General features: G+C 71.8%; 21 protein-coding genes. 16 read left to right on the forward strand and 5 right to left on the reverse strand.

Going from position 1 to position 22,922, the window contains the following annotated elements:
• The first annotated feature begins 139 nt into the window (after nt 1-139).
• The 6 genes from AOM03_RS05820 to mmsB all read left to right on the forward strand — a co-directional run bounded on the left by AOM03_RS05820 (nt 140) and on the right by mmsB (nt 8,250).
• Nucleotides 140-1,183 carry a LacI family DNA-binding transcriptional regulator gene (locus AOM03_RS05820; RefSeq protein WP_062379287.1) on the forward strand — a complete coding sequence of 348 codons (1,044 nt, stop codon included), beginning with the start codon at nt 140-142 and terminating at the stop codon, nt 1,181-1,183.
• A gap of 370 nt (nt 1,184-1,553) precedes the next feature.
• Nucleotides 1,554-2,264, forward strand: coding sequence for an L-ribulose-5-phosphate 4-epimerase (locus tag AOM03_RS05825; protein ID WP_062379288.1), 711 nt, complete (start codon nt 1,554-1,556; stop codon nt 2,262-2,264).
• Nucleotides 2,261-3,775: an L-arabinose isomerase gene (araA, locus tag AOM03_RS05830; protein ID WP_062379291.1), complete on the forward strand. Its 1,515-nt coding sequence runs from the start codon at nt 2,261-2,263 to the stop codon at nt 3,773-3,775. The genes AOM03_RS05825 and araA overlap by 4 nt, the downstream gene beginning before the upstream one ends.
• A 484-nt stretch (nt 3,776-4,259) precedes the next feature.
• Nucleotides 4,260-5,432 carry a multiple monosaccharide ABC transporter substrate-binding protein gene (gene chvE / locus AOM03_RS05835; RefSeq protein ID WP_062379293.1) on the forward strand — a complete coding sequence of 391 codons (1,173 nt, stop codon included), beginning with the start codon at nt 4,260-4,262 and terminating at the stop codon, nt 5,430-5,432.
• Nucleotides 5,433-5,527: 95 nt separating this feature from the next.
• Complete coding sequence (gene mmsA / locus AOM03_RS05840; RefSeq protein WP_062379296.1) at nt 5,528-7,072, forward strand: multiple monosaccharide ABC transporter ATP-binding protein; 1,545 nt, start codon at nt 5,528-5,530, stop codon at nt 7,070-7,072.
• On the forward strand, nt 7,069-8,250 hold the full coding sequence (mmsB, locus tag AOM03_RS05845) for a multiple monosaccharide ABC transporter permease (protein ID WP_062379299.1): 1,182 nt from the start codon (nt 7,069-7,071) through the stop codon (nt 8,248-8,250). The genes mmsA and mmsB overlap by 4 nt, the downstream gene beginning before the upstream one ends.
• Before the next feature lie 211 nt (nt 8,251-8,461).
• On the opposite strand, the gene AOM03_RS05850 is transcribed toward mmsB, so the two are convergent.
• Both AOM03_RS05850 and AOM03_RS05855 read right to left on the reverse strand, forming a co-directional pair.
• Nucleotides 8,462-9,625 (reverse strand): LacI family DNA-binding transcriptional regulator, encoded by a 1,164-nt coding sequence (locus tag AOM03_RS05850; RefSeq protein ID WP_062379301.1) that lies wholly within the window; start codon nt 9,623-9,625, stop codon nt 8,462-8,464.
• A gap of 9 nt (nt 9,626-9,634) precedes the next feature.
• Nucleotides 9,635-10,402, reverse strand: coding sequence for an SDR family NAD(P)-dependent oxidoreductase (locus tag AOM03_RS05855; protein ID WP_062379303.1), 768 nt, complete (start codon nt 10,400-10,402; stop codon nt 9,635-9,637).
• A 132-nt stretch (nt 10,403-10,534) separates the two neighbouring features.
• Between AOM03_RS05855 and AOM03_RS05860 the strand changes: the two genes are divergently transcribed.
• The 7 genes from AOM03_RS05860 (at nt 10,535) to AOM03_RS05890 (ending at nt 15,059) form a co-directional block, all read left to right on the forward strand.
• Nucleotides 10,535-11,023: a beta-class carbonic anhydrase gene (locus AOM03_RS05860; RefSeq protein WP_062379306.1), complete on the forward strand. Its 489-nt coding sequence runs from the start codon at nt 10,535-10,537 to the stop codon at nt 11,021-11,023.
• A gap of 69 nt (nt 11,024-11,092) precedes the next feature.
• A complete protein-coding gene (locus tag AOM03_RS05865; protein ID WP_062379308.1) occupies nt 11,093-11,335 on the forward strand; it encodes a YkvA family protein in 243 nt (80 codons plus the stop codon).
• 16 nt (nt 11,336-11,351) lie between these two features.
• Entirely contained in the window at nt 11,352-12,074 is a 723-nt protein-coding gene (locus tag AOM03_RS05870) for a flavodoxin family protein (protein ID WP_062379311.1), read from the forward strand.
• On the forward strand, nt 12,071-12,568 hold the full coding sequence (locus AOM03_RS05875; protein WP_062379313.1) for a GyrI-like domain-containing protein: 498 nt from the start codon (nt 12,071-12,073) through the stop codon (nt 12,566-12,568). Before AOM03_RS05870 ends, AOM03_RS05875 begins: the two co-directional genes overlap by 4 nt.
• Nucleotides 12,569-12,610: 42 nt before the next feature.
• Nucleotides 12,611-13,393, forward strand: coding sequence for a LamB/YcsF family protein (locus AOM03_RS05880; protein ID WP_062379316.1), 783 nt, complete (start codon nt 12,611-12,613; stop codon nt 13,391-13,393).
• Nucleotides 13,390-14,124 carry a 5-oxoprolinase subunit B family protein gene (locus AOM03_RS05885; protein WP_062379318.1) on the forward strand — a complete coding sequence of 245 codons (735 nt, stop codon included), beginning with the start codon at nt 13,390-13,392 and terminating at the stop codon, nt 14,122-14,124. The genes AOM03_RS05880 and AOM03_RS05885 overlap by 4 nt, the downstream gene beginning before the upstream one ends.
• On the forward strand, nt 14,121-15,059 hold the full coding sequence (locus AOM03_RS05890; protein WP_062379320.1) for a 5-oxoprolinase subunit C family protein: 939 nt from the start codon (nt 14,121-14,123) through the stop codon (nt 15,057-15,059). Before AOM03_RS05885 ends, AOM03_RS05890 begins: the two co-directional genes overlap by 4 nt.
• On the opposite strand, the gene AOM03_RS05895 is transcribed toward AOM03_RS05890, so the two are convergent.
• The 3 genes from AOM03_RS05895 to AOM03_RS05905 form a co-directional block, all read right to left on the reverse strand.
• Entirely contained in the window at nt 15,034-16,959 is a 1,926-nt protein-coding gene (locus AOM03_RS05895) for a BCCT family transporter (protein ID WP_082092184.1), read from the reverse strand. The two genes, AOM03_RS05890 and AOM03_RS05895, sit on opposite strands and share 26 nt — an antisense overlap.
• Nucleotides 16,960-17,199: 240 nt before the next feature.
• Nucleotides 17,200-18,774: an HNH endonuclease signature motif containing protein gene (locus AOM03_RS05900; protein ID WP_062379323.1), complete on the reverse strand. Its 1,575-nt coding sequence runs from the start codon at nt 18,772-18,774 to the stop codon at nt 17,200-17,202.
• A 188-nt stretch (nt 18,775-18,962) separates the two neighbouring features.
• Nucleotides 18,963-19,814 carry an aldo/keto reductase gene (locus AOM03_RS05905; RefSeq protein WP_062379326.1) on the reverse strand — a complete coding sequence of 284 codons (852 nt, stop codon included), beginning with the start codon at nt 19,812-19,814 and terminating at the stop codon, nt 18,963-18,965.
• Nucleotides 19,815-19,862: 48 nt separating this feature from the next.
• Here AOM03_RS05905 and AOM03_RS05910 point away from each other — a divergent pair, with 48 nt between their 5' ends.
• From AOM03_RS05910 to AOM03_RS05920, 3 genes are read left to right on the forward strand one after another with little or no spacing between them, the layout of a single operon-like run.
• Nucleotides 19,863-20,435, forward strand: a complete 573-nt coding sequence (locus AOM03_RS05910) for a dihydrofolate reductase family protein (RefSeq protein WP_062379328.1) — start codon at nt 19,863-19,865, stop codon at nt 20,433-20,435.
• A 32-nt stretch (nt 20,436-20,467) separates the two neighbouring features.
• Nucleotides 20,468-22,582, forward strand: a complete 2,115-nt coding sequence (locus AOM03_RS05915; protein WP_062379331.1) for an alpha-L-arabinofuranosidase family protein — start codon at nt 20,468-20,470, stop codon at nt 22,580-22,582.
• A 44-nt stretch (nt 22,583-22,626) separates the two neighbouring features.
• Complete coding sequence (locus AOM03_RS05920) at nt 22,627-22,875, forward strand: hypothetical protein (protein ID WP_156157646.1); 249 nt, start codon at nt 22,627-22,629, stop codon at nt 22,873-22,875.
• Nucleotides 22,876-22,922 lie beyond the last annotated feature (47 nt).

Here is a 22,922-nt window from a genome sequence, read left to right on the forward strand (position 1 = left end):
ATGCGGTGGCCGGGCGGGTGCCTCCACCCGCCAATGTTAACGTCACCATTACGGTTCGGGCGACCAAGACGTCGGCGGGGCCGCGCCCGCCGCGTGAGCGTGCGCGCCGTGTCGCGGGCCCGACTACGCTGAGAACCCGATGGGGGGAACGACCGAGGCGGGAGGGCGCGTGGGCAAGGTGGGCCGGGGGCCGAGCATGCACGACGTCGCGGCGGTGGCCGGGGTGTCGCACCAGACGGTGTCGCGCGTGCTCAACGGCTACGTGGGCATCCGCCCCGAGACGCGAGCCCGAGTCGTCGCCGCGATCGAGGAGCTGGGCTACCGGCGCAACATGGCGGCGCGGCAGCTCGCGACGGGACGGTCGGACGTCATCGGCGTCGTGATGCCGGAGACGCACCACTTCGGGCCCATGAGCACGCTCTACGCGATCGAGGCGGCCGCCAAGCGCGCGGGCCTCAAGCCGCTCATCACCACGGCGACCCCGGAGGAGGGGACGGTCGGGGACGCGCTCGACTTCCTGCTGGGGCGCTCCGTCGACGCCCTCGTGGTGATGGCCCAGCAGCCGGAGATGCTCGACGCGGTCAAGTCCGTGCTCGACAGGCTTCCCGTCCTGTTCGTGCTGACGGGCGACGCGCACGGGCCGCGGTCGGTCGCGGTGGACCAGCGTCGCGGCGTGCGGCTCGTGGTCGAGCACCTGGTGTCGCTGGGCCATCGCCGCATCCAGCACATCGCCGGCCCCGGCGACTACCTCGAGGCGCGACTGCGCCGTGCGGCGCTGCGAGAGGTGCTCGCCGAGCACGGGCTCGAGGAGCTCCCGATCCTCAGCGGTGACTGGAGCGCGGACTCCGGCTACCGCGCGGGGCTCGAGGTGGATCCGTCGGCGACGGCGGTGTTCGCGGCGAACGACCCGATGGCGCTGGGCGCCATGCACGCGCTCGAGGAGGGCGGGCGCTCGGTGCCCGGCGACGTGTCGCTCGTGGGCTTCGACGACGTGCCCGAGTCCGCGCACGCCCGACCCGGCCTCACGACCGTCCACCAGGACTTCACCGAGGTGGGCCTGCGCGCGGTCCAGGTGCTCATGGACCGCCTCAACGGCGTGCCCGAGAGCCACATCGAGCCCATCGAGCCGTGGCTCATCGCGCGCGAGTCGTCCGGGCCCGTGCCCCTCGTCGCAGACGCCTGAGCCGGCGTCCGGGTCCGGCGCCGGCCCGCCGGCTTCCGTGCGGCGGCGCGACCCCGTCGGCGCGGCTGCTCCCGCGTTTCCGCGTGGCGACCCGATCGCCTCCTGACGGGTAGCGTGGGAGGCGACGCGTGCATCGTCCCCCGATGCCGGGCCCCTCGGGCCCTGCGCGCGCACGGGGGCGATGTGAGCGTTAAACTCGCTCACGTGAGGAAGGCAATGGGGCCCATGAATGTCGCAGCACCGTCGTCCGCCGAGGACGACGCCCCGCGCACCCTTCCCATGGCGCGGCCGGCGGCTGCCGGCGCAGATCAGTTCTCCCGCCCGGGCGACGCGCGTGTCGCCGGCGGCACCCTATGAGGAAGGAACACCAGTGGTCAGCTTCACTACCGAGCAGGTGCATGCGATCCGTCGCAGCCGGGAGAGGGTCGCCCGTCTGCACGCCGAGCTCACCCGCAACAACCTCGTCGCGTGGACGGCGGGCAACGTGTCCGAGCGCGTCCCGGGCACCACGCACTTCGTGATCAAGCCCTCGGGCGTCGACTACGACGACCTCACGCCGGACAACATGGTCCTGTGCGACCTCGACGGCAACGTGGTCGAGGGCTCGATGGGCTCGGACCGCAGCCCCTCGTCCGACACGGCCGCGGCCGCGTACGTCTACCGCGCGATGCCGCACGTGGGCGGCGTGGTCCACACCCACTCGACCTACGCGACCGCGTGGGCGGCCCGCCAGGAGCCCATCCCGTGCGTGATCACGGCGATGGCCGACGAGTTCGGCGGCGAGATCCCCGTGGGCCCGTTCGCGATCATCGGCGACGACTCGATCGGCCGCGGCATTGTCGAGACCCTCGACGGCCACCGCTCGCGTGCGGTGCTCATGGCCAACCACGGCGTCTTCACCATCGGCAAGGACGCGCGTGACGCGGTCAAGGCCGCCGTCATGTGCGAGGACGTCGCCCGCACCGTCCACATCGCCCGCCAGGGCGGCGAGCTGGTCCCGATCGACCCCAAGGACATCGACTCGCTCTTCGACCGCTACCAGAACGTCTACGGACAGAAGCCGCAGGGAGGCATGGCGTGACCAGCATCGTTCCCCACCTCGCCGACTACGAGGTCTGGTTCCTCACCGGCAGCCAGACCCTCTACGGACCCGAGGTCCTCCAGCAGGTCGCCGACCAGTCGACCGAGGTCGTCGAGACCCTCAAGGCGTCGGGCGACGTGCCCGCCACCATCGTGTGGAAGCCCGTGGTCAAGAGCCGCGACGAGATCCTCGAGACCATCATGGCCGCGAACGCGGACCCGAAGGTCATCGGTGTCATCACCTGGATGCACACCTTCTCGCCCGCGAAGATGTGGATCGCCGGCCTCAACGCGCTCCAGAAGCCGCTGCTCCACCTCGCCACCCAGGCGAACCTCGAGCTGCCGTGGTCGACCATCGACTTCGACTTCATGAACCTCAACCAGGCCGCGCACGGCGACCGTGAGTACGCGTACATCGAGTCGCGCATGAACGTCGCCCGCACCACCGTGGTGGGCCACCCGTCGACGCCGGCCGTGTCCGAGCGCATCGGTGTGTGGTCGCGTGCCGCCGCCGGCCGCGCCGCCGCGAAGAACATCAAGGTCGCCCGCTTCGGCGACAACATGCGCTACGTGGCCGTCACCGAGGGCGACAAGACCGAGGCCGAGGTCAAGCTGGGCGCCCAGATCAACACCTGGGGCGTCAACGAGTTGGTCGAGCGGGTGGACGCGGTGTCCGACGCCGAGGTCGACGCGCTCATCGAGACCTACCTCGCCGAGTACGAGGTCGCCCCCGAACTGCTGCCCGGTGGCGAGCGCCACCAGTCGCTGCGCGACGCGGCGGCCATCGAGGCGGGCCTGCGCGCGTTCCTCGTCGAGGGCGGCTTCCACGCCTTCACCGACACGTTCGAGGACCTGGGCGGACTCAAGCAGCTGCCCGGCCTGGCCGTGCAGCGCCTCATGGCCGACGGCTACGGCTTCGGCGCCGAGGGCGACTGGAAGACCGCGATCCTGGTGCATCTGTGCGCGGTGATGGGCTCCGGGCTGCCCGGCGGCTCCTCGCTCATGGAGGACTACACCTACCACCTGGTGCCCGGCGAGGAGCTCTCGCTCGGTGCGCACATGCTCGAGGTGAACCCGGCGCTGTCGTCCAAGAAGGCGCGCCTCGAGGTGCACCCGCTGGGTATCGGCGGCAAGGAGGACCCGGTGCGCCTGGTCTTCACCGCGGACGCCGGCGAGGCCGTGGTCGTGGCGCTGTCCGACATGCGCGACCGCTTCCGCCTCGTGGCCAACGTGGTGGACAACGTCGACCTGCCCGAGCCCATGCCCAAGCTCCCCGTGGGCCACGCGGTGTGGAAGCCCCGTCCCGACTTCACCACGGCGGTCGCGTCGTGGCTGCAGACCGGCGGCGCGCACCACACGGCCATGTCCAACCAGATCGGCATCGACGTGGTGAAGGACTTCGCGAAGATGGTGGGCATCGAGCTGCTGGTCATCGACGAGTCCACGACCTACGAGGGCTTCGAGCAGCAGATCCGGTGGAACAACGCGTACTACGCCATGGGCGGCAAGTAGGCGGTTGACTGACTTGGTCGCGTGAGGCGGCCGGTCGTATGACACGAGGCGGGCGGCATCCCTGAGGGGGTGCCGCCCGTTCGTGTGTGCGGTGGGATCGCCGCGGGCCCCGCGGGCCGCGCGGGACGTCTGGGACGACTCGGATGAATGGCCGCCGCGCGCGACGGCACATGGCCGCGTGGGCGTCCGCCGACTCGCGCCGGAGAGGTCAAGCGGGGGTCAAGGAGGGGGCCGAGCGCCGTCAAGGCCGGGCATGGGTCGCGAAATGCTTCGTGGCTCGCATGCGCCGCGAAATCGCCAAACCGGGACCAAGGGCCTAGGCGCCTCCGGCCATCGTGCCTGGTAGATGATTTGATTCACAAGGTGAGTCGGTCGTGACCTTCCCGTGACCGCCGCCTATTGCGCCAAGGTGTGAACGAGAACATCATGGTGGGGCACGCCTCGCACGGAAGTGGGGCGATAGCCGATATCTCAAGGAGGAGATATGAAGTTCAGCAAGTTCCTTGCGGCGGGTGCCGCGACGGCGATGGCCCTCACCCTGGCCGCGTGCGGCGGCGGCGGCGCTGGCGACGACTCCGGCTCGGACTCGACGGCCGGCACCGGCGGCGACGGCGCGATGACCGAGGGTGGCCTCATCGGTGTGGCGATGCCCACCGAGACGTCCGAGCGCTGGATCGCCGACGGTGACGCGGTGAAGTCGGGTCTCGAGGCGGAGGGCTTCGAGGTCGACCTGCAGTTCGCTGCGGACGACATCCCGACCCAGCAGCAGCAGATCGACAACATGATCACCAACGGCGTCGACGCGCTCATCGTCGCGTCGATCGACGGCACCACGCTGTCCGGTCAGCTGCAGGCCGCGGCCGAGGCGGGCATCCCGATCATCGCCTACGACCGCCTCATCAACGAGACCGAGAACGTCGACTTCTACGTGTCGTTCGACAACTTCCAGGTGGGCGTGCAGCAGGGCACGTCGCTCCTCGTGGGCCTGGGCCTCCTCAACGAGGACGGCACCGAGACCGGCGACGAGGGCCCGTACAACATCGAGCTGTTCGCGGGCTCGCCCGACGACAACAACGCCGGATTCTTCTTCAACGGCGCCATGTCCGTGATCCAGCCCTTCATCGACGAGGGTGTGCTCACGGTTCCGTCGGGTCAGACCGACTTCGACACGGTCGCCACGCTGCGCTGGCTCCAGGAGACGGCGCAGAAGCGCATGGAGGACATCCTGACCGCCAACTATGTGGGCACCGGCACGGAGCTCCACGGCGTCCTGTCGCCCTACGACGGTCTGTCGCGAGGCATCCTCAACGCCCTCGAGTTCACGGGTGGCTACCCCGGCACCATTGCCGAGGGCATGCCGATCGTGACCGGCCAGGACGCGGAGATCGCCTCCGTCAAGCTGATCGCTGACGACGTCCAGTTCGCGACCATCTTCAAGGACACGCGCAAGCTTGCGGACCAGGCCGTGGTCGCGGCGACCTCGTACCTGAACGGCGAGGAGCCCGAGGCGAACAACACGACCGACTACGACAACGGCGTGAAGGTCGTCCCGTCCTACCTGCTCGAGTCGGACATTGTCTACGCTGGCAACATCCAGGAGCTGCTGGTCGACTCCGGCTACTGGACCGAGGAGCAGATCGAGTCGGGCGTCGCCTGATCGATCGGTGGTGCCGGTCTGGCCTGCGGGCCGGGCCGGCACCACCCCCGGTTCCTGTTAACGTGCACATCCATCATCACCAACGGAGGTGAGACATGCCGAAGCACATCCTTGAGATGAGGAAGATCACCAAGACCTTCCCCGGCGTCAAGGCGCTGTCGGACGTGGAGCTCGAGGTCGAGGAAGGCGAGATCCACGGCATCTGCGGCGAGAACGGCGCCGGCAAGTCGACGCTCATGAAGGTGCTGTCGGGTGTCTACCCGTTCGGCACCTACGACGGCGACATCGTCTACGACGGCGAGGTCCAGAAGTTCCACTCGATTCCCGACTCCGAGGCCAAGGGAATTGTCATCATCCACCAGGAGCTCGCGCTCATCCCGTACCTCTCGGTGGCGGAGAACATCTTCCTGGGCAACGAGCGGCGCGGCCGCGGCGGCGCCATCGACTGGAACGTCACCAACCACGAGGCCATGAAGCTCCTCGAGCGCGTGGGCCTCCAGGAGAATCCCACGACGCCCGTCAACCAGCTGGGAGTCGGCAAGCAGCAGCTCATCGAGATCGCGAAGGCGCTGTCCAAAGAGGTGCGGCTGCTCATCCTCGACGAGCCCACCTCCGCGCTCAACGACGACGACTCGGAGCACCTGCTCGGCCTTCTCCGCACCCTCAAGGAGGAGCAGGGCATCACGTCGATCATGATCTCGCACAAGCTCAACGAGATCGCCGAGATCTGCGACCGCACCACGATCATCCGTGACGGCCACACAATCGAGACGTTCCCCGTGAGCGGCGAGGAGGGCATCCAGGACCGCATCATCCGCGGCATGGTGGGCCGCGACCTCACCAACCGCTATCCCTCGCGCGACCACGTCGTCGGCGACGAGGTCCTGCGGGTGGAGAACTGGAACGTCTTCCACCCGACCCAGCCCGGCCGCATCGTCGTCGAGGACGCCTCGTTCAACGTGCGCAAGGGCGAGGTCGTGGGCATCGCCGGCGTCATGGGCGCGGGGCGCACCGAGCTGGCGATGAGCCTGTTCGGGCGCAGCTACGGCCGCGACATCACCGGCAAGGTGTTCATGCACGGCGAGGAGATCCAGATCTCGGATGTCTCGTCCGCGATCAAGCACGGGCTCGCCTACGCCACCGAGGACCGCAAGCGGTACGGGCTCAACCTCATCGACGACGTGCGTCGCAACATCTCCGCGGCCGCCCTGTTCAAGCTCTCGAAGCGGGGATGGGTCAACGGCAACAAGGAGATCAAGGTCGCGGAGGAGTACCGCGGCTCGATGAACATCAAGACCCCGACCGTGATGCAGACGGTGGGCAACCTCTCCGGCGGCAACCAGCAGAAGGTGGTGCTGTCGAAGTGGATCTACTCGGACGCCGAGGTGCTCATCCTCGACGAGCCGACCCGCGGCATCGACGTGGGTGCCAAGTACGAGATTTACACGATCATCAACCGCCTGGTGGCGGCCGGCAAGGCCGTCATCATCATCTCGTCGGAGCTGCCCGAGCTGCTGGGCACCTGTGACCGGATCTACACCCTCGCGTTCGGGCGCGTCACCGGAGAGGTGCCCGTCGCCGAGGCGACCCAGGAGAAGCTCATGACCCTCATGACCCAGGAGAAGGAGGTCCGGGCATGACCGGCACCACGACAGGGATCAAGGACCTGTTCACAAGGAACATCAGAACGAGCGGCATCTACATCGCCTTCGTGGCGATCGTCGGGCTGTTCGCGATCCTCACGGGCGGCACGTCGCTCAGCCCCATGAACGTCACCAACCTGGTGCTGCAGTACTCGTACATCCTGATCCTCGCGATCGGCATGGTGATGGTCATCATCGCCGGCCACATCGACCTGTCCGTCGGATCGGTCGTCGCGGTGACGGGCGCCGTGTCCGCGGTGCTGGTCATCAGGAACGACATGCCGTGGTGGGTGGGCGTGCTCGCCGCGCTCGCGTGCGGTGTGGTGATCGGTGCCTGGCAGGGATTCTGGGTCGCGTTCGTGGGCATCCCGGCGTTCATCACCACCCTCGCGGGCATGCTCATGTTCCGCGGACTCACGCTGCTGGTGCTGAACAACACCTCGCTCTCGCCGTTCCCGCAGCCCTACCGTGACATCGCGGCAGGCTTCCAGAACGGCATCCTGGGCGGTCCGGGGTACGACGTCTTCACCCTGGTGATCTTCGGCATCGCCGTCGCGGGCTACGTGTTCTCCGCGTGGCGCACCCGCCGCTCGCGCATCGCGTACGAGCAGCCGGTGGTCGCGTTCCCGCTGTTCATCGTGCAGCTGGTCGCGGTGGGCGCGGTGGTCATGTGGTTCGCCTGGCAGCTCGCCAACGCGCGCGGCCTGCCGAACGTGCTCATCCTGCTCGCCGTGCTGATCATCGCGTACTCGCTGGTCACCACCCGCACGGTGTTCGGTCGTCACGTGTACGCGATCGGCGGCAACCTGTCGGCGGCCATGCTGTCCGGCGTCAAGGTCCGCTGGGTCAACTTCGGCGTCATGCTCAACATGGGCATCCTCGCCTCGGTGGCCGGCGTCGTGTTCTCGGCCCGATCCAACGCGGCGCAGCCCGCGGCCGGAAACATGTTCGAGCTCGACGCGATCGCGGCGTGCTTCATCGGTGGCGCCGCCGTCACCGGTGGTGTGGGCCGCGTGACCGGCGCGATCGTCGGTGGTCTGATCATGGCGGTCATGTCCAACGGCATGCAGCTGATGGGTGTGCCGCAGTCGGTCCAGTCCGTGGTCAAGGGCCTGGTGCTCCTCCTCGCGGTCGCGTTCGACGTCTACAACAAGCGCCGCGCCGGCGCTCGCTGACAGACACCTTCGAGGCGCCTCGACCCGGTGGGTCGGGGCGCCTCGTCGCGTGTCGGGGCGGAAAGGCCCGTGGACGATGCGGCGGCCCGGTCGGGCGTCGAGGCGGACCGGTGCGGTAGAGCCTGGGGCGCGTCGCCCGACACGGTGGCAGGCCCCGTGAAGGACCGCGCGGGAGACGCGGTGGGAGAAGTGCTGTGCGGGGAAGGGCTGGTCAGCGCGGCGGGGCCGTCGAGCCCCGCACCACGAGCTCGCATCGCACCAGCGAGGGGGACTGGGGCGCACCGTCGAACCCGGCCAGCGCATCGTCCCCGGGCGCCTCGCCGCCCGAGACCGCGCCGCCCGCAACCGCGCCGCCCGAGACCGCGCCGCCCGCAACCTCGTCGCCCGCAGCCTCGCCGCCCGCAACCGCGCCGCCCGCAGCCTCGTCGCCGGACCCCGGGCCCCCGGCGAACAGCCGCTCCACGAGCGCGGCGCCCACCTCCGCGAACGGCTGGTGCACCGTCGTGAGCGGCGGCGCCAGGTAGCGCGCGAGCGGGATGTCGTCGAAGCCCACGACGGAGACGTCGCCGGGCACGTCGCGGCCGGCCTCGCGCAGGGCGAGCAGGAGGCCCGCGGCGATCTCGTCGGAGGCGCAGAACACGGCCGTCACGTCCTCCCGCGCGGCCAGGTCCGCGCCGGCGGCGTGGCCCGACTCGGCGGTCCAGCCGCATCGGACGGGGTCCGGCACCTCGCGCCCGGCGGCCTCGAGCGTCTCGCGCCAGGCACTGAGGCGGGCGCGGGCGGGAATCGAGTTCTCGGGTCCGGCCAGGTGGTGGACGGTCCGGTGGCCCAGGGAGAGCAGGTGCTCGACGGCGGCGCGCGCGCCACCGGCGTGGTCGGCGCCCACCATGGCCATGCGGCCGCCGAAGGAGGCGTCCATGATGACCGCGGGCAGGTGGGGCGGCAGTTCGAGGAGTTCGACGTCCTCGACCTCGGCGCGCAGGATGATGAGCCCGTCGATCGACTGGAGCGAGAGCTGGCTGGCGGCGGCCTCGACGTCCTCGTGCGCGGTGGACTCCACGTCGAGCAGGGTCACGGAGCGGCCGGTCGCGCGCGCGGCGCGCGAGATGGACTCGACCACGCGTGACTCGCCGGTGCGCGCGAGCTGATGCGAGATCACGCCGATGGTGCCGTACGACCCGCTGCGCAGGGCGCGGGCGGCCGTGTTCGGCATGTAGCCCAGCTGCGCCATCGCCTCGCGCACGCGCCGGCGGGTGTCGGGGCGCACCTTGGGCGACCCGTTCGCGACGCGGGAGACGGTCTGTCCCGAGACCCCGGCGAGGGTGGCGACGTCGCGCAGCGACGGGCGGCCGGCAGGCCGGGAGGGGAGGGGCATACGACAATTCTAATGATGCAAGGATTCGCCGGTGACAGCGGCGAGGCGGTCCATGAGCGCCGCGCGCAGCGCGAGGTCGGAGGCCTCGAGGGGCGCCGCCTCGGTCGCGCGACGATGCACATACTGGCCCCCGCGGCGCGTCACCGGGGTGTCGGCGGTCGCCATCCACACGGCGGTGTCGGCGCCGTCGGCCAGGGGAAGCGCGGCGCGGGGCCCTCCCATGCGGGTGCGCACCCAGCCGGGGTGCACCACGTTGACGGGCTTGTCCGTGTGCCGGGCGGCCAGCTCGAAGGCGAGCAGGGTGACCAACAGCTTCGCGTCCGCGTAGGCCTGGTGGCCGTCCCAGGGCTCGGGTGGCGCGAGGTCCACGGCGGGGCGGCCCATGCGGGCGGCGTCGGAGCCCAGGATGATCGTGCGGCGCGGCATGGGCAGCAGCGCCGCGAGCAGGTACGGCGCGACCACATTGACCTGCAGGATCCGCTCGAGGCCGTCGTCCGTCATCACGGGCCGGTCCTGATCGGGGCCCAGGCCCGCGTTGTGGATGACGACGTCGAAGGGGCCCCGGCGCCGTGCATCGTCCGCCATGAGGCGCGTCGAGGCGAGGGAGTCGAGCCGGCCGGTCACCGCGCCGCGCGCGCCGCGGGCGCCCGTGAGGGCGACCTCCGCGCGGGCGGCGTCGCGGCCGTGCACGATCACCTCGTGGCCGGCCGCCACCAGCTGGCGCGCGATCTCCACCCCGATGCCCTGCGCGGCTCCGGTGACGAGGATGCGCGACATGCCCCCATTGTGGTGGGTGAGAGCGACCCTGACCAGGGGCGGGGCGTGGACCCGGCCCGTGCATCGTCCCTGGCCTAGGCTGTCCCCGGGCGCGGGGACGCGCCCTGCCGCCTACCCCGGGGAGGACCGCACATGGGCATCGCCGACGAGCTCGTCGAGCACAACCGCGCGTACGCGGAGGCGTACACGCCCGACCGCCCGCTCCCGCCGCGGCGGAGGCTGGCCGTGGTGGCGTGCATGGACTCGCGCCTGGACACCTTCGCGATGCTGGGGCTCGACGTGGGTGACGCCCACGTGATGCGGAACGCGGGCGGGGTCATCACGGACGACATGATCCGGTCGCTGGTGATCTCGCAGCGCAAGCTGGGCACGCGGGAGATCATCCTCATCCACCACACCGACTGCGGCGCGCTCACCTTCACGGACGACGAACTGCGCAACGAGCTGCTCGACGAGACGGGACTCAAGCCCTCGTGGAGCCCCGAGTCCTTCCGCGACCTCGACGCGGACCTGCGCCAGTCGATGGAGCGCCTGCGGCGGTCGCCGTTCCTGGTGGACACCTCGCAGGTGCGCGGCTTCGTGTTCGACGTGCACTCGGGGCTGCTGCGCGAGGTGCGCTGAGCCGCCTCGTCGGCTCTTCTCAGGAGGTGCCCCCTCCCGGTCCCGGGGCGCCGCGCGCATACTGGGGTCATGTGGTTCCGCTTCCTCAAGGCCATCAAGAACGGTGAGCACCGCCTCGCGCCCATGACGTGGGTGGCGGCGGCGGGCGCGCTCATCTACACGATCAGCCCGATCGACCTGATCCCCGAGCTGTTCCTCGGTCCGCTGGGCTTCACGGACGATGCGGGCCTGTGGGCGTTCATCATCGTGCTCGTGACGCGCGAGAAGCAGCGGTGGGAGGCCTCCCTCAAGGAGGGCGCGATCGACGTCTGATTGCTACGGTCGAGAGATGGAGATACCCGACTTCTCCGATCTCACGGCCGTCGCCATCAACTGCACGCTCAAGCCCTCGCCGGCGCTGTCGCACACGCAGGGGCTCATGGACGTGTCCCTCGTCCTGCTCGAGGCGCACGGGGTCGCGGTCGACCGGATCCGCGCCGCCGACCACGACATCCCGCCGGGCGTCTACCCCGACATGCGCGAGGACGTCCCCGGCGGCGGGGTCGCCATCGACGACTGGCCGGCGCTCGCCGCGCGCGTGCTCGCCGCCGACATCCTGATCCTGGGCACCCCCGTGTGGCTCGGGGACAAGTCCTCGGTGGCCTCGCGCGTGATCGAGCGGCTCTACGGGCTCTCGGGCGAGCTCAACGACCGCGGCCAGTTCCGCTTCTACGGCCGCACCGCCGGCGTGGTGGTCACCGGCAACGAGGACGGCGCCAAGCACGTCGCCATGAACGTGCTCTACTCGCTCCAGCACCTGGGCTACACGATCCCGCCGGCCGCGGACGCGGCGTGGCTGGGCTCCGTGGGGCCGGGCCCGTCCTACCTCGACGAGGGATCGGGCGGACCCGAGGCCGAGTTCACGCAGCGCAACGTCACCTTCATGACCTACAACCTCATGCATGTGGCACGCTGGCTCAAGGACGCCGGAGGCTTTCCGCTGGGGGGCAACTCGGCCGCGGACTGGGCCGCGGGCGCGCGGTTCGGCCACCCGACCCTGGAGGAGCGATGAGCATCGTCCGCGAGTACCGCGTCGAGCACCTGGGCCGCCGCACCTACGTGGGCGTCCCGCTCGAATTCACCATGGCGACGCTCGAGATGGTCGTGAGCGAGGCCTTCGAGTCGGTGGCCGATGCGATGGCCGAGCACGGTCTGGTGGGCGGCGAGGGCGTGATCCGGTACCGGCGCATGGCGCCGGAGGGGACCTTCGCGGTCGAGGTGGGCTACGTCGTGCGCGGGGACGTCGAGCCGCCGCCGGGACTGGGCCGATGGGCGCTGCCGGCAGGCACCTACGCGATCGCTGCGCACGAGGGGCCGTACGCGGACCTCAGCGCCGAGACGGGCTCGTTCCTGGTGTGGGCCGACGAGGCCGGGCACCGGCCCTCGATGGAGGTCACGGGAGCCGGCTCGGGCTACGCCTGCTACTACGAGGCCTATCTCGAGACGCCCCGCGAGGGGCCGAAGGGACCCGAGGGGTCCGCCGAGATCCGCATGCTGCTCGGGTAGGCAGCAGTGTGCCCGGGGACCCCGCGCGACTACTTTTGACCCATGATCGACCTCAACGCGGACCTGGGCGAGGGCTTCGGCCGGTGGAGCCTCACGGACGACGATGCGCTGCTCGACGTGATCACGAGCGCCAACATTGCGTGCGGCTTCCACGCGGGCGACCCGTCGACGATGCGCCGCGTGTGCGAGCTCGCGGTCGAGCGCGGGGTCGCGATCGGCGCGCAGGTGTCGTACCGCGACCTGGCCGGATTCGGCCGCCGCGCCATGGACGTGCCCTTCGAGGAGCTCGCGGCGGAGGTCGCGTATCAGATTGGGGCGCTCGACATCTTCGCGCGTGCGGCCGGAGGCCGGGTCGCCTACGTCAAGCCCCACGGCGCGCTGTACAACCGGTGCGTGGCGGACGCCGAGCAGGCCGCGGCCGTGGTCGAGGGGGTGCGGCTCGCGAGCGCGGCAGGTGGGGCGCGCTCGACCGGCGCTGCCATGCTTCCGATCCTGGGCCTGCCCGGCTCGCGGCTGCTCGAGGCGGCCCTCGCGGCCGGCCACGCGGCCGTGACGGAGGCGTTCGCGGACCGCGCGTACACGCCGCACGGCACCCTGGTGCCCCGCACCGAACACGGCGCGGTGGTCCACGACCCGGAGCTGGTGGTCTCGCGCGCGGTCGCGATGGCCACGGGCGAGGCGGTGGTGTCGATCGAGGGCGGCGCGCTCGCGATCTCGGCGCGCTCCCTGTGCGTCCACGGCGACACCCCGGGAGCCGCGGCGCTCGCGGCCCGCGTCCGCGCCGAGCTGGCGGCGGCGGGGGTGGAGATCGGTCCCTTCGCGTGAGCGCGCACCTGGACCCCGGCTCCCTCGCGATCCACCCGATGGGGCCGCACTCGCTGCTGGTCGAGCTGCCCGACCTCGACGCGGTCGCCGCGTTCCGGGCGGAGTGCGAGCGGCGCCGGGCGGCGGGCGAGCTCCGGGCCCGGGAGATCGTGCCCGCGGCCCGCACGGTGCTGATCGAAGGCCTCGGGGGGAGCGGGAGTGGGAACGGGAGCGGGAACGGGAACGGGAACGGGAACGGGAGCGGGAGCGGGAACGGGAGCGGGCGCGGGAGCGAGGCGATCGGCGGAATCGACGTGGCGGCCGTCGCCGCCGCGATCCGGACCTGGCGCGTGCCCGTCACCGGGACCGTCGAGGGTGTGCTCGTCGAGATCCCGGTCCGCTTCGACGGCGCCGACCTCGAGGCGGTCGCGATCCACTGGGGCGTCGACGCCGGTGAGGCGGTCGCGCTGCTGGTGCGCGCCGAGTTCCGCGTGGCCTTCAGCGGGTTCGCGCCCGGCTTCGCGTACATGAGCGGCCTGCCGCGGCCCGTGCCTCGGCGCGAGTCCCCGCGCACGGCCGTGCCGGCGGGCTCGGTGGCGCTCGCGGGCGAGTACGCGGGCGTCTACCCGCGCACCTCGCCCGGGGGCTGGCAGCTGGTGGGCACCACGAACGCCGCGATGTTCGACCACCGCCGCGACCCCGCTGCGCTGCTGAGCCCCGGCGACCGGGTGCGGTTCGTGGAGGTGCGATGAGCCTCGAACTGCTGCGCGCGGGTGCCCTCACCACGGTCCAGGACCTGGGCCGGCCCGGCTTCGCCCATCAGGGGGTCCCGCGCTCGGGAGCGCTCGATCTCGAGGCGCACGGACGTGCCAACGCCCTGGTGGGCAACACCCGCGAGGCCGCGACGCTCGAGACCACCGCGCTCGGCTGCACCCTGCGCGTGCGGAGCCCGCGCGTCGTCGCCGTGACCGGCGCGCGGTGTGACGTGTTCGTCGGGGGAGTGCGCGCCCCGTGGGGCGCGCCGGTGCGCCTGGCCCCGGGACAGGTGCTCGAGGTGGGCCCCGCGGTGGCGGGCCTGCGCTCCTACGTGGCCGTGAGCGGCGGCATCGCGGTCGAGCCGGTGCTCGGCAGCCGGTCCACGGACCTGCTCACCGGACTGGGGCCCGCGCCCCTGCGCGACGGTGACACGGTGCCGCTCGGGCCGTCCGGCCCGGTGGACGATGCGCTGTTCGGCCGGGCGCGTGGCGGCGCGGACGGCGGCGCGGGTGGCGGCGCGGACGGCGGCGACGGAGAGGTCCCGGGCACGCGCTCCGGCGCCGGGTCGGACGCGCATGCCGATCCGCTGGTCCTCCCGCTCCATCCGGGGCCGCGCGCGGACTGGATCACCGCATCGTCCCTGGGCACTCTGGTGGAGGCCGTCTGGACCGTGTCCGGGGACTCGAACCGGGTGGGGGTGCGGCTCGAGGGCGCCGCGCTCGAGCGGGCCCGCGACCATGAGCTCGCCAGTGAGGGCATGGTGTGGGGTGCGGTGCAGGTGCCGCCGTCGGGGCGGCCGGTGGTGTTCCTCGCGGATCACCCCACCACGGGTGGCTACCCGGTGGTGGGCGTGGTCGACCCGGCCGCGCGCTCCGCTCTCGCGCAGGCGCGGCCGGGGGACCGCGTCAGGTTCGAGGCTCGTCCTCGGTAGGCGGCGCCTCGGGGGCGTTCGCCTGGTCGTACTCCGTCACGGCCGTGTGGGCGGCGACGATCTCCTCGGTGTGGAGCGACTCGTAGGCCGGGCCGCCGTCAGTGGGCTCGTCGGAGATGATCGTCGCGGCGACCTGATCCTCCGCGACGACGGGCTCCCCGATGGCGGGCGTCGGGGGAGCGGCGACCGTGGCGGTCCCCGCCGTCCCTCGCCTGCCCGCCTGCGCGTCCGGCTTGCGCTTGCGACGCCACTTGATGAGCGTCTTGGGACCCTCGAACTCGACGGTCGACGGCTCGAGCCCGTAGTGGTCGCCCACGTGGTCGGAGACGTGCTCGACGAACTCCTGGCGCGTGGCCCGCAGGTAGGCGTGATGCTCCTTCGAGAAGGCCTCGAACGTCGAGATGATCATCATGATCATGACCACCGAGAACGGCAGCGCGGTGATGATGGCCGCGGTCTGGAGCGCCCCCAGGCCGCCCGCGAGGAGCAGCGCGATCGCGACGGCCGCGGTGGTGCAGGCCCAGAAGACGCGCAGCCACTTGGCGGGCGTGGGGTCGCCGCCCGAGGTGAGCATGGACAGTACGAACGACCCGGAGTCGGACGAGGTGACGAAGAAGATGCCCACCAGGAGGATCGCCCCGAAGGTCACCACCGATCCGGCCGGCAGCGCCTCGAGCATCTGGAACAGGGAGCCCTGGTAGTCGATCGATCCGTCGGCGGCGACGAGGCCGCCCTCGCCGAAGACCTCGCGGTACAGCGCGGAGCCACCCATGACGCCGAACCAGAGGAACGTCACGGCCGCGGGAACCAGCAGAACGCCCCAGACGAACTCGCGCACCGTGCGGCCCTTGGACACGCGCGCGATGAAGATGCCCACGAAGGGCGCCCAGGAGATCCACCAGCCCCAGTAGAAGGTGGTCCAGCTCGCCTGCCATGCGGCGCCGATGTCGCCCTGGAAGGCGGTGACGTTGAAGCTGAGGCCCACGAAGCTCTGGATGTAGTAGCCGATCGACTGCACGAACTCGCGCAGCAGGAACAGCGTGGGGCCGGAGAACAGGACGTAGAGCAGGATCAGGCCGGCCAGCGCCAGGTTGATGTTCGACAGCCACTTCATGCCGCGCGCGAGGCCGGTGAGCAGCGAGAAGAGCGTGATGATCGTGATGACCACGATCAGGATGACCTGCGTGGTCGTGTCGGGGTCGGCGATGCCGGCCGAGTGGAGCCCGGACGAGATCTGCAGCACGCCCAGGCCCAGCGACGTGGCGATGCCGAACAGGGTGCCGACCACGGCCGTGATGTCGATGACGTTGCCCCAGCGGCCGTGGACGTGCTTGCCCAGGAGGGGCTCGACGGCATAGCGGATGGAGACGGGGCGACCGCGACGATGCACGGCGTACGCGATCGCGAGCCCGACGATGATGTAGATGGACCAGGCGTGGACGCCCCAGTGGAGGAAGGTCTGCGCCATGGCGGACTGCGCGAGCTGCTCGGACGTGCCCGTGACGCCGGGGCGAGGCGACGAGAAGTGGGCGAGCGGCTCGGAGACGCCGTAGAAGACGAGGCCGATGCCCATGCCGGCCGCGAACAGCAGCGCGAACCAGGAGAAGCGGCTGAACTGCGGCTCCTCGCCGTCCTTGCCCAGCGTGATGCTGCCGTAGCGGCTGAAGCCGAAGTACAGCGCCACGGCGACGAACAGCGCCGCGAGCAGCACGTAGTACCAGCCGAAGACGTCGATGATGTCGCGCTGGATCGTGGAGAAGAGGTCGGACGCCACGCCTGGCGCGACGATCGCGAAGGCCGCGAACCCGAGGATGATGACGGCTGATGGATAGAAGACCCACCGCGAGAAGGCCGCGCGGGTCATGGGTTCCTTGCGCTGTGTCGTGTCGGAAGTGGTCATCAGTATCGGTCTCTAGCTCTCGTAAAAGTCAGGTATCGGTTGCGTCTCGGTCTGGTCCTGGCATCCAATCTAACGGGTCAATATCGCTGGTTCCGGGACGGTTGCCCGCCCAGGGCGGGTGATGACGGCGTCATGCGCTCCTGGGTCCACTGTAGGTTGCGGGGTGCGGCGCGTCGCGGCGAGTGGAGGTGGCGCGGCCCGGAAAGCGGGGGCGTGCCAGGGGTCTTGGTGCTGTCGAGGTCACGCCGCGGGCGGCGGGAAGAAGCGCGCGCGGCCTCCTCGTCGACGCCGTCGCTGGGGGTCGACGCTCGCGGGTGGGATGAACCACACCTCGGTGGGTCCGGCGTCGATCTCCCACCCGGCACGGTGGATCTCGTGGTGGCAATGGCTGCACAGGAGGACCCCGTTGCGGAGGTCCGTCGCGCCCCGGTCCCTGCCCCACCATCTGATGTGATGGGCCTCCGTCCAGCCCGGCGGCGCCCCGCATTTGGCGCAGCCGCCGTCCCGTTCGACGAGCGCGCACCGCTGCGCGTTGGAGAACAGGCGCTGGCGGCGGCCCAGATTGAGCAGCTCGCCCTTACTTCCCAGGACGGCCGGGATCACGTCCGCGGAGGCGGCCAGGCGGCGCGCCGTATCGATGTCGACGGGCTCCGTGGAGCCGTCGAGCTCCGCCTGCCCGTTCCCGCGCCGCAGGTCCTCGAGGGTCATCCGCACGACCACCGTGGTGGTCGACAGGGGCAGGGTGCTGGCGTCGCAGCCGATCGCGTGCCGGCACAGGGCCGCGAGCGCGTCCGCGCGCATCTGGCCCGTGGTGCGAGTGTCCTCGCCCAGGGCGTCGCGGCTGCGCCGCATCGCGTCGCCGACCAGGGCCTCCAGCGCCGCGCGCACCGCCGCGGCCGTCTCCGGGTCGAGCCTGCCGCTGATGTCGACCATGCCGTCGCGGGACTCGCGGAGGGTGAGTGTGCGCTGCTCCCTCAGCCGCTCGAGGCGGCGCTGGTGGGCCTGGGCATCCAGCGAGGCGCGGAACCTGCGCACGATGCGCTGGAGCTGGTCGAGCGTCAGGCCCGCGGCGCGCTCGACAAGGTCGCGTTCGGCCGCCTCGATGCGGTCGGCGCCCACGTGGTCGGGGTCCAGTGCCTCGAGCATCGTGGTGATCGCGGTGGCGAACTCCACCGAGAGGCGGCCCGACTCCAGTGCCGCCGCGACGTGGGGGAAGGCGGGCGGCTCGGGCTCCTCGGGCGGGGGCGGGTCGTCAGGGTCGGGTCGGTTGTCCGGGTCGGGAGGGTCCTCGTCCGCGTCGTCGGGGTCGCCCGGGCCGCCGCCCTCGGCCCGCCGCCGCGCCTCCTCCTCGAGGCGCCGACGCTCCTCCTCCGCACGTCGGGCCTCCTCCTCGAGGCGCCGCTCCTGCTCCTGCCGCCGCCACTCGGCGCGCCGCCGCGCGTCCACGACGGTCTGGCCCGCCTCGATCAGCCGATGCGCCTCCGCGCGTGACCCCCGCATGCTTGCCGCGATGAGGTCCGCCGAGTCGCGGTGCCCCCGCGCCTTCGCGAGCCCGCCCGCCGGCCGGCCGATCGAGCGCTGGTGGACCTGGACGCTCAGGTGCGCCAGCGCGAGTTCAAGATCCCGCACCCCGGCGGCGAGGTCCCCGAGCGAGGCGAGCAGGGCGTCGTCGTCGATGACCTCGCACGCCTCGCTCGACACGGAGTCACGCACCGAGGCGGCCTCCTCGAGCACCCTCCGTCGCGCCGCGCGCCACTCGTCCTCGAGGGCCGCGGAGCCCCCGGGCGACGAGTCGAACAGCGACGGGATGTCCATGTCTCCATCCCATCACCACCCTCTGACATTCAGGACAAATCGGGCGCGACTGTGGAGAAAATGCGCCTCTCAACAGGGGCGATGCGCCGGTCGAGGTCGAGGTCGAGGTCGAGGTCGAGGTCGAGGTCGAGGCCGAGGTCCAGGCCGAGGCGGGCGCGGGGCTGTCGCCGGGGCGATACGCCGCCCCGCTACATCTCCTCGTGCGTCTCGGGATCCCCGCCGAACAGCCGCCCGTCCGGGCGGGCGAGCGCGGAGATCGCCCGCATTTCCTCTTCGTCGAGCGAGAACGACCCCAGGGCCAGGTTCGCGACCTGCCGCTCCGGCGTCGCCGACTTGGGCAGCGGCACCGAGCCCAGCTGCACGTGCCACCGGAGAATCACCTGGGCGGGGGAGACGCCGCACCTGGCCGCCGCATCGGCCACCGCCGGCGCCTCGAAGGGCGCCTGCCGCTTCCCCAGCGGGCTCCACGCCTGCGTCACTATTCCGAGGTCAGCGTGCGCGGCGCGCAGCTCCTCCTGCGGGAACAGCGGGTGCATCTCCACCTGATTGACGGCGGGCGTGACGCCCGTGTCCGCGATGATCTCCCGCAGCAGCCGCGCCGGGAAGTTCGAGACGCCGATGCTCCGCGCCACCCCCCGTTCGCGCAGCTCCACCAGCGCCCGCCACGCCTCGAGGTACAGCCCGCGGCTCGGATTGGGCCAGTGGATGAGCAACACGTCGATGCGGTCGAGCCCCAGCCGCGCGAGCGACTCGTACCCCGACGCGATCGCGCGCTCGTAGTCGTGGTGGCGCCCGGGCAGCTTGGTCTGCACGGTCACCTCGGACCGGTCCAACCCCGACGCGGCCAGGAACTCGCGCACGCCCCTGCCCACGACGCCCTCGTTCTCGTAGTTCACCGCCGAGTCGACCAGCCGGTACCCCGCCTCGAGCGCGGACCGCACCGCGGCGGTGCCCTGCTCTCCTACGAGGGGGTACGTGCCGAATCCGACGGAAGGCAGCGAGTGGTCGTCGTTGAGGACATGCGTGGGGAGGGCTTCCATGACCCCACCCTAGGTCCGGGGCGTACGGTGGGTCGCGGAGGACGATGCATGGGTCGCCTGATCTTCGCGATGAACGCCTCGCTGGACGGGTACGTCTGCGACGAGCGCGGCGGCTTCGCGTGGTCGGAGCCGTCCGAGGAGGTCCACACCTACTTCAACGGCCTCACCGCGCGCACCGGGACGCTCCTGTACGGCCGGCGCATCTACGAGGTGATGGCCGTGTGGGAGACGCTGGGCGACGAGCCCGACGCCCCGCCCGTGGTCCGCGAGTTCGCCGACGCCTGGCGCCGCGCCGACAAGATCGTCTACTCGACCACGCTCACCGCGCCCGCGGCGGCGAACACGTGGCTGGCGCGCGCCTTCGACCCCGAGCAGATCCGCGAGCTCAAGGACTTCGGCGAGCACGACATCGGCATCGCCGGGCCCACTCTCGCGGCCCACGCGCTGCGCGCGGGGCTGGTCGACGAGGTCCAGGTGATGACCCTTCCCGTGCTCGTCGGCGGCGGGACGCGCATGTTCCCCGACAGGCTCCGTCTCGACCTGGACCTCCTCGAGACGCGGGTGTTCGACACGGGCGCCATGCTGGTCCGCTACCAGGTGAAAGGCGGCCGCGAGGGGTGACAGCGCCCCCGCCGGCGCGGAAGACTGCGCGCATGTCCCGCTCCGCCGCCCGCCTGCGCTGGCGGCGTCGCGCGCGCCGCGCGCGGAGCATCGTCGACCTGGTCGCCGACCCCTCGCGCTCGCCCGGCCCGGTGAGCCCCCTGCTCATCGGCGCCTTCCTCGAGGACATCAACCACGCGATTGACGGCGCCCTGGGCGCCAACGCCGTCGCGAACCACAGCTTCGAGGGCGACTACGTGCGCCGCACCCTCCACACCAACACCATCGCCGCACTCACCCACCGCCGGCCGCGCCGCCGCCGCGACGGCACCCGCCACTGGGACATTCGGGGCGGGACGCTCGCGATCTCAACCGACCGGCCGCTGGTGCCGCACGGGCACCACGCCCGCGTCACCTCGGGCGGCCGTGCCGTGCTGCGCAACGAGGGCCACGGCATCGGCGGCCCCGCGATCGGCGCGCGCGTGGGCGTTGCCTTCACCCTCACCCTCGCCGTGCGGGTGGACGGTGCGCCGGTTCGCCTGGCGGCCCGCCTCGCCGATCGCCGGGGCCGGGTCCTCGCGGCCTCGCCGCTCCAGGTCGAGGGAAGGCGCGACGATGGCTGGGCCCTCGCATCGTGCACTCTCACGCCGGACCGGACGGCGCTCGTGCGCCTCGAGATCGGGATCGACGGCGAGGGCGTGGTCGACCTCGACGAGGTCGCACTCATCCCCGGCGACCACTGGGGCGCGGGCGATCCTCGCTGGAGCCAGGGGGTGCTGCGCCGCGACGTGGTCGAGGCGCTGCGCGACATGCGGCCGCGGTTCCTGCGCTTCCCCGGCGGGTGCATCGTCGAGGGGCTCGACGCGACCAACGCGTACCGGTGGAAGGACACGGTGGGGCCGCTCGCGGGCCGCCGGCCCGAGTACAACCTGTGGGCGGTCGCGACCCGCGGCGGCGACTACTCGCAGTCCTTCCAGGTGGGCTACTACGAGTACTTCCTGCTGTGCGAGGACATCGGCGCGGCCCCCCTGCCGGTGGTGGACGTGGGGATCGCGTGCCAGCTGAGGTCGGGCGACGTGTGCGCGCCGGCCCGCTTCGAGGAGCTGGTGCAGGACGCGCTCGACCTCATCGACTGGGCGACCGGCGATCCCGCGACTAGTCAGTGGGCTCGCTTGCGCGCCGAGGCGGGGCACCCGGAGCCGTTCCCGCTCGAGATGATCGGGATCGGGAACGAGGCCGGCGGCCCGGACTACCTCGACCGCTTCGCGCGGATGCGCGCGGCCATCGCGCGGCACCACCCCGGCATTACTGCGGTGATGAGCGCCGGCGCCCTCACCTGGGGCACGGAGTTCGCCCAGGCGTGGGAGGCGGCGCGCGCGGCGCCGGACCCCGGCGGGCTCGTGGTCGACGAGCACTTCTACAAGAGCCCCAGCTGGACCGCCGCGGCCGCGCGGCGCTACGACGACTACCCGCGCGACGTGCGCGTGGCGGTGCTCGAATACGCCGCGAACCTGCCCTCCGCTCTCACCCCCAAGCCCTTCCGCGCGGCGCCCAACACCATGCGCAGCGCGCTCGCGGAGGCGGCCTTCCTCACCGGCTGCATCCGCAACTCGGACGTGGTCGCGATGACCGCGTTCGCGCCCCTGCTCAACGTGGTGGGGCGGGGGCAGTGGGAGCACAACCTCATCGACGTCAATGCCCTGCGTGTCATGCCCACCGCGAACTACCACGTGCAACGGCTGCTCGCGCGGACGCTGGGGGAGCGGCGGGTGCCGCTCGAGGGTGGGGCTGGTGGCGCGGGGGGTGCGGCCGGTCGGGGCGGCGCTGTGCGCAGCCCGGCCCTGCCGCCGGGCGTCGAGGGCGTGGCGACCGCCACGGACCGCGCCGTGACCGTGGTGCTCGTCAATCCGACCGCGCGGCGGGTGCCGGTCCGGCTGCGCGTGCCCGGGGCGGAGGCCGGCGCGAGCGCGGACGTCACCCGCATCGCCGCGCCCGAGGGGGCCCGCAACCTGCTCCCGGTCAGCGGCCGTGGCACGCACGCGGTGCGCCCGCGCTCCTCGCACCGCGTGGTCGCGGGAGAGAGCGTGCGCGTGGCTCTGCCCGGGCACTCGCTGGTGACCATCACGGTGCCGCTCGCGGCGGCCGGGGGTGGGACTCCCGGCCGATGATCGGCCGCCTCGCGCGGGAGACAATAGGCGGCTGGAGGTGCGAGATGCGAGTGCGCTGGGGATGGGTCGCGGTGGCGGTCGCGTGCGCCCTGCTGGGGGTGCTCGTGCTGGTGCTCGCGTCCGGCGAGACCTGCGCCTCGGTGTCCGGTGGAGTCGGGGCCTCGGGGGCCTGCAGCGCCGACATCGTCGACCGGGTTCAGGCCGGCCTCATCGTGGTCGTGACGCTGCTGGGCATCGGCGCCTCGCTGCGGATCGCTCTGCGGAAGGCTCCGGAGGCGCAGCCCGCGGAGTGACGCGGGGGCTCCTCGGCGCGAGGCCGTCGCGTGGGGAGGGACGCCGA

Source organism: Demequina pelophila, from assembly GCF_000971175.1.
GTDB lineage: Bacteria > Actinomycetota > Actinomycetes > Actinomycetales > Demequinaceae > Demequina > Demequina pelophila.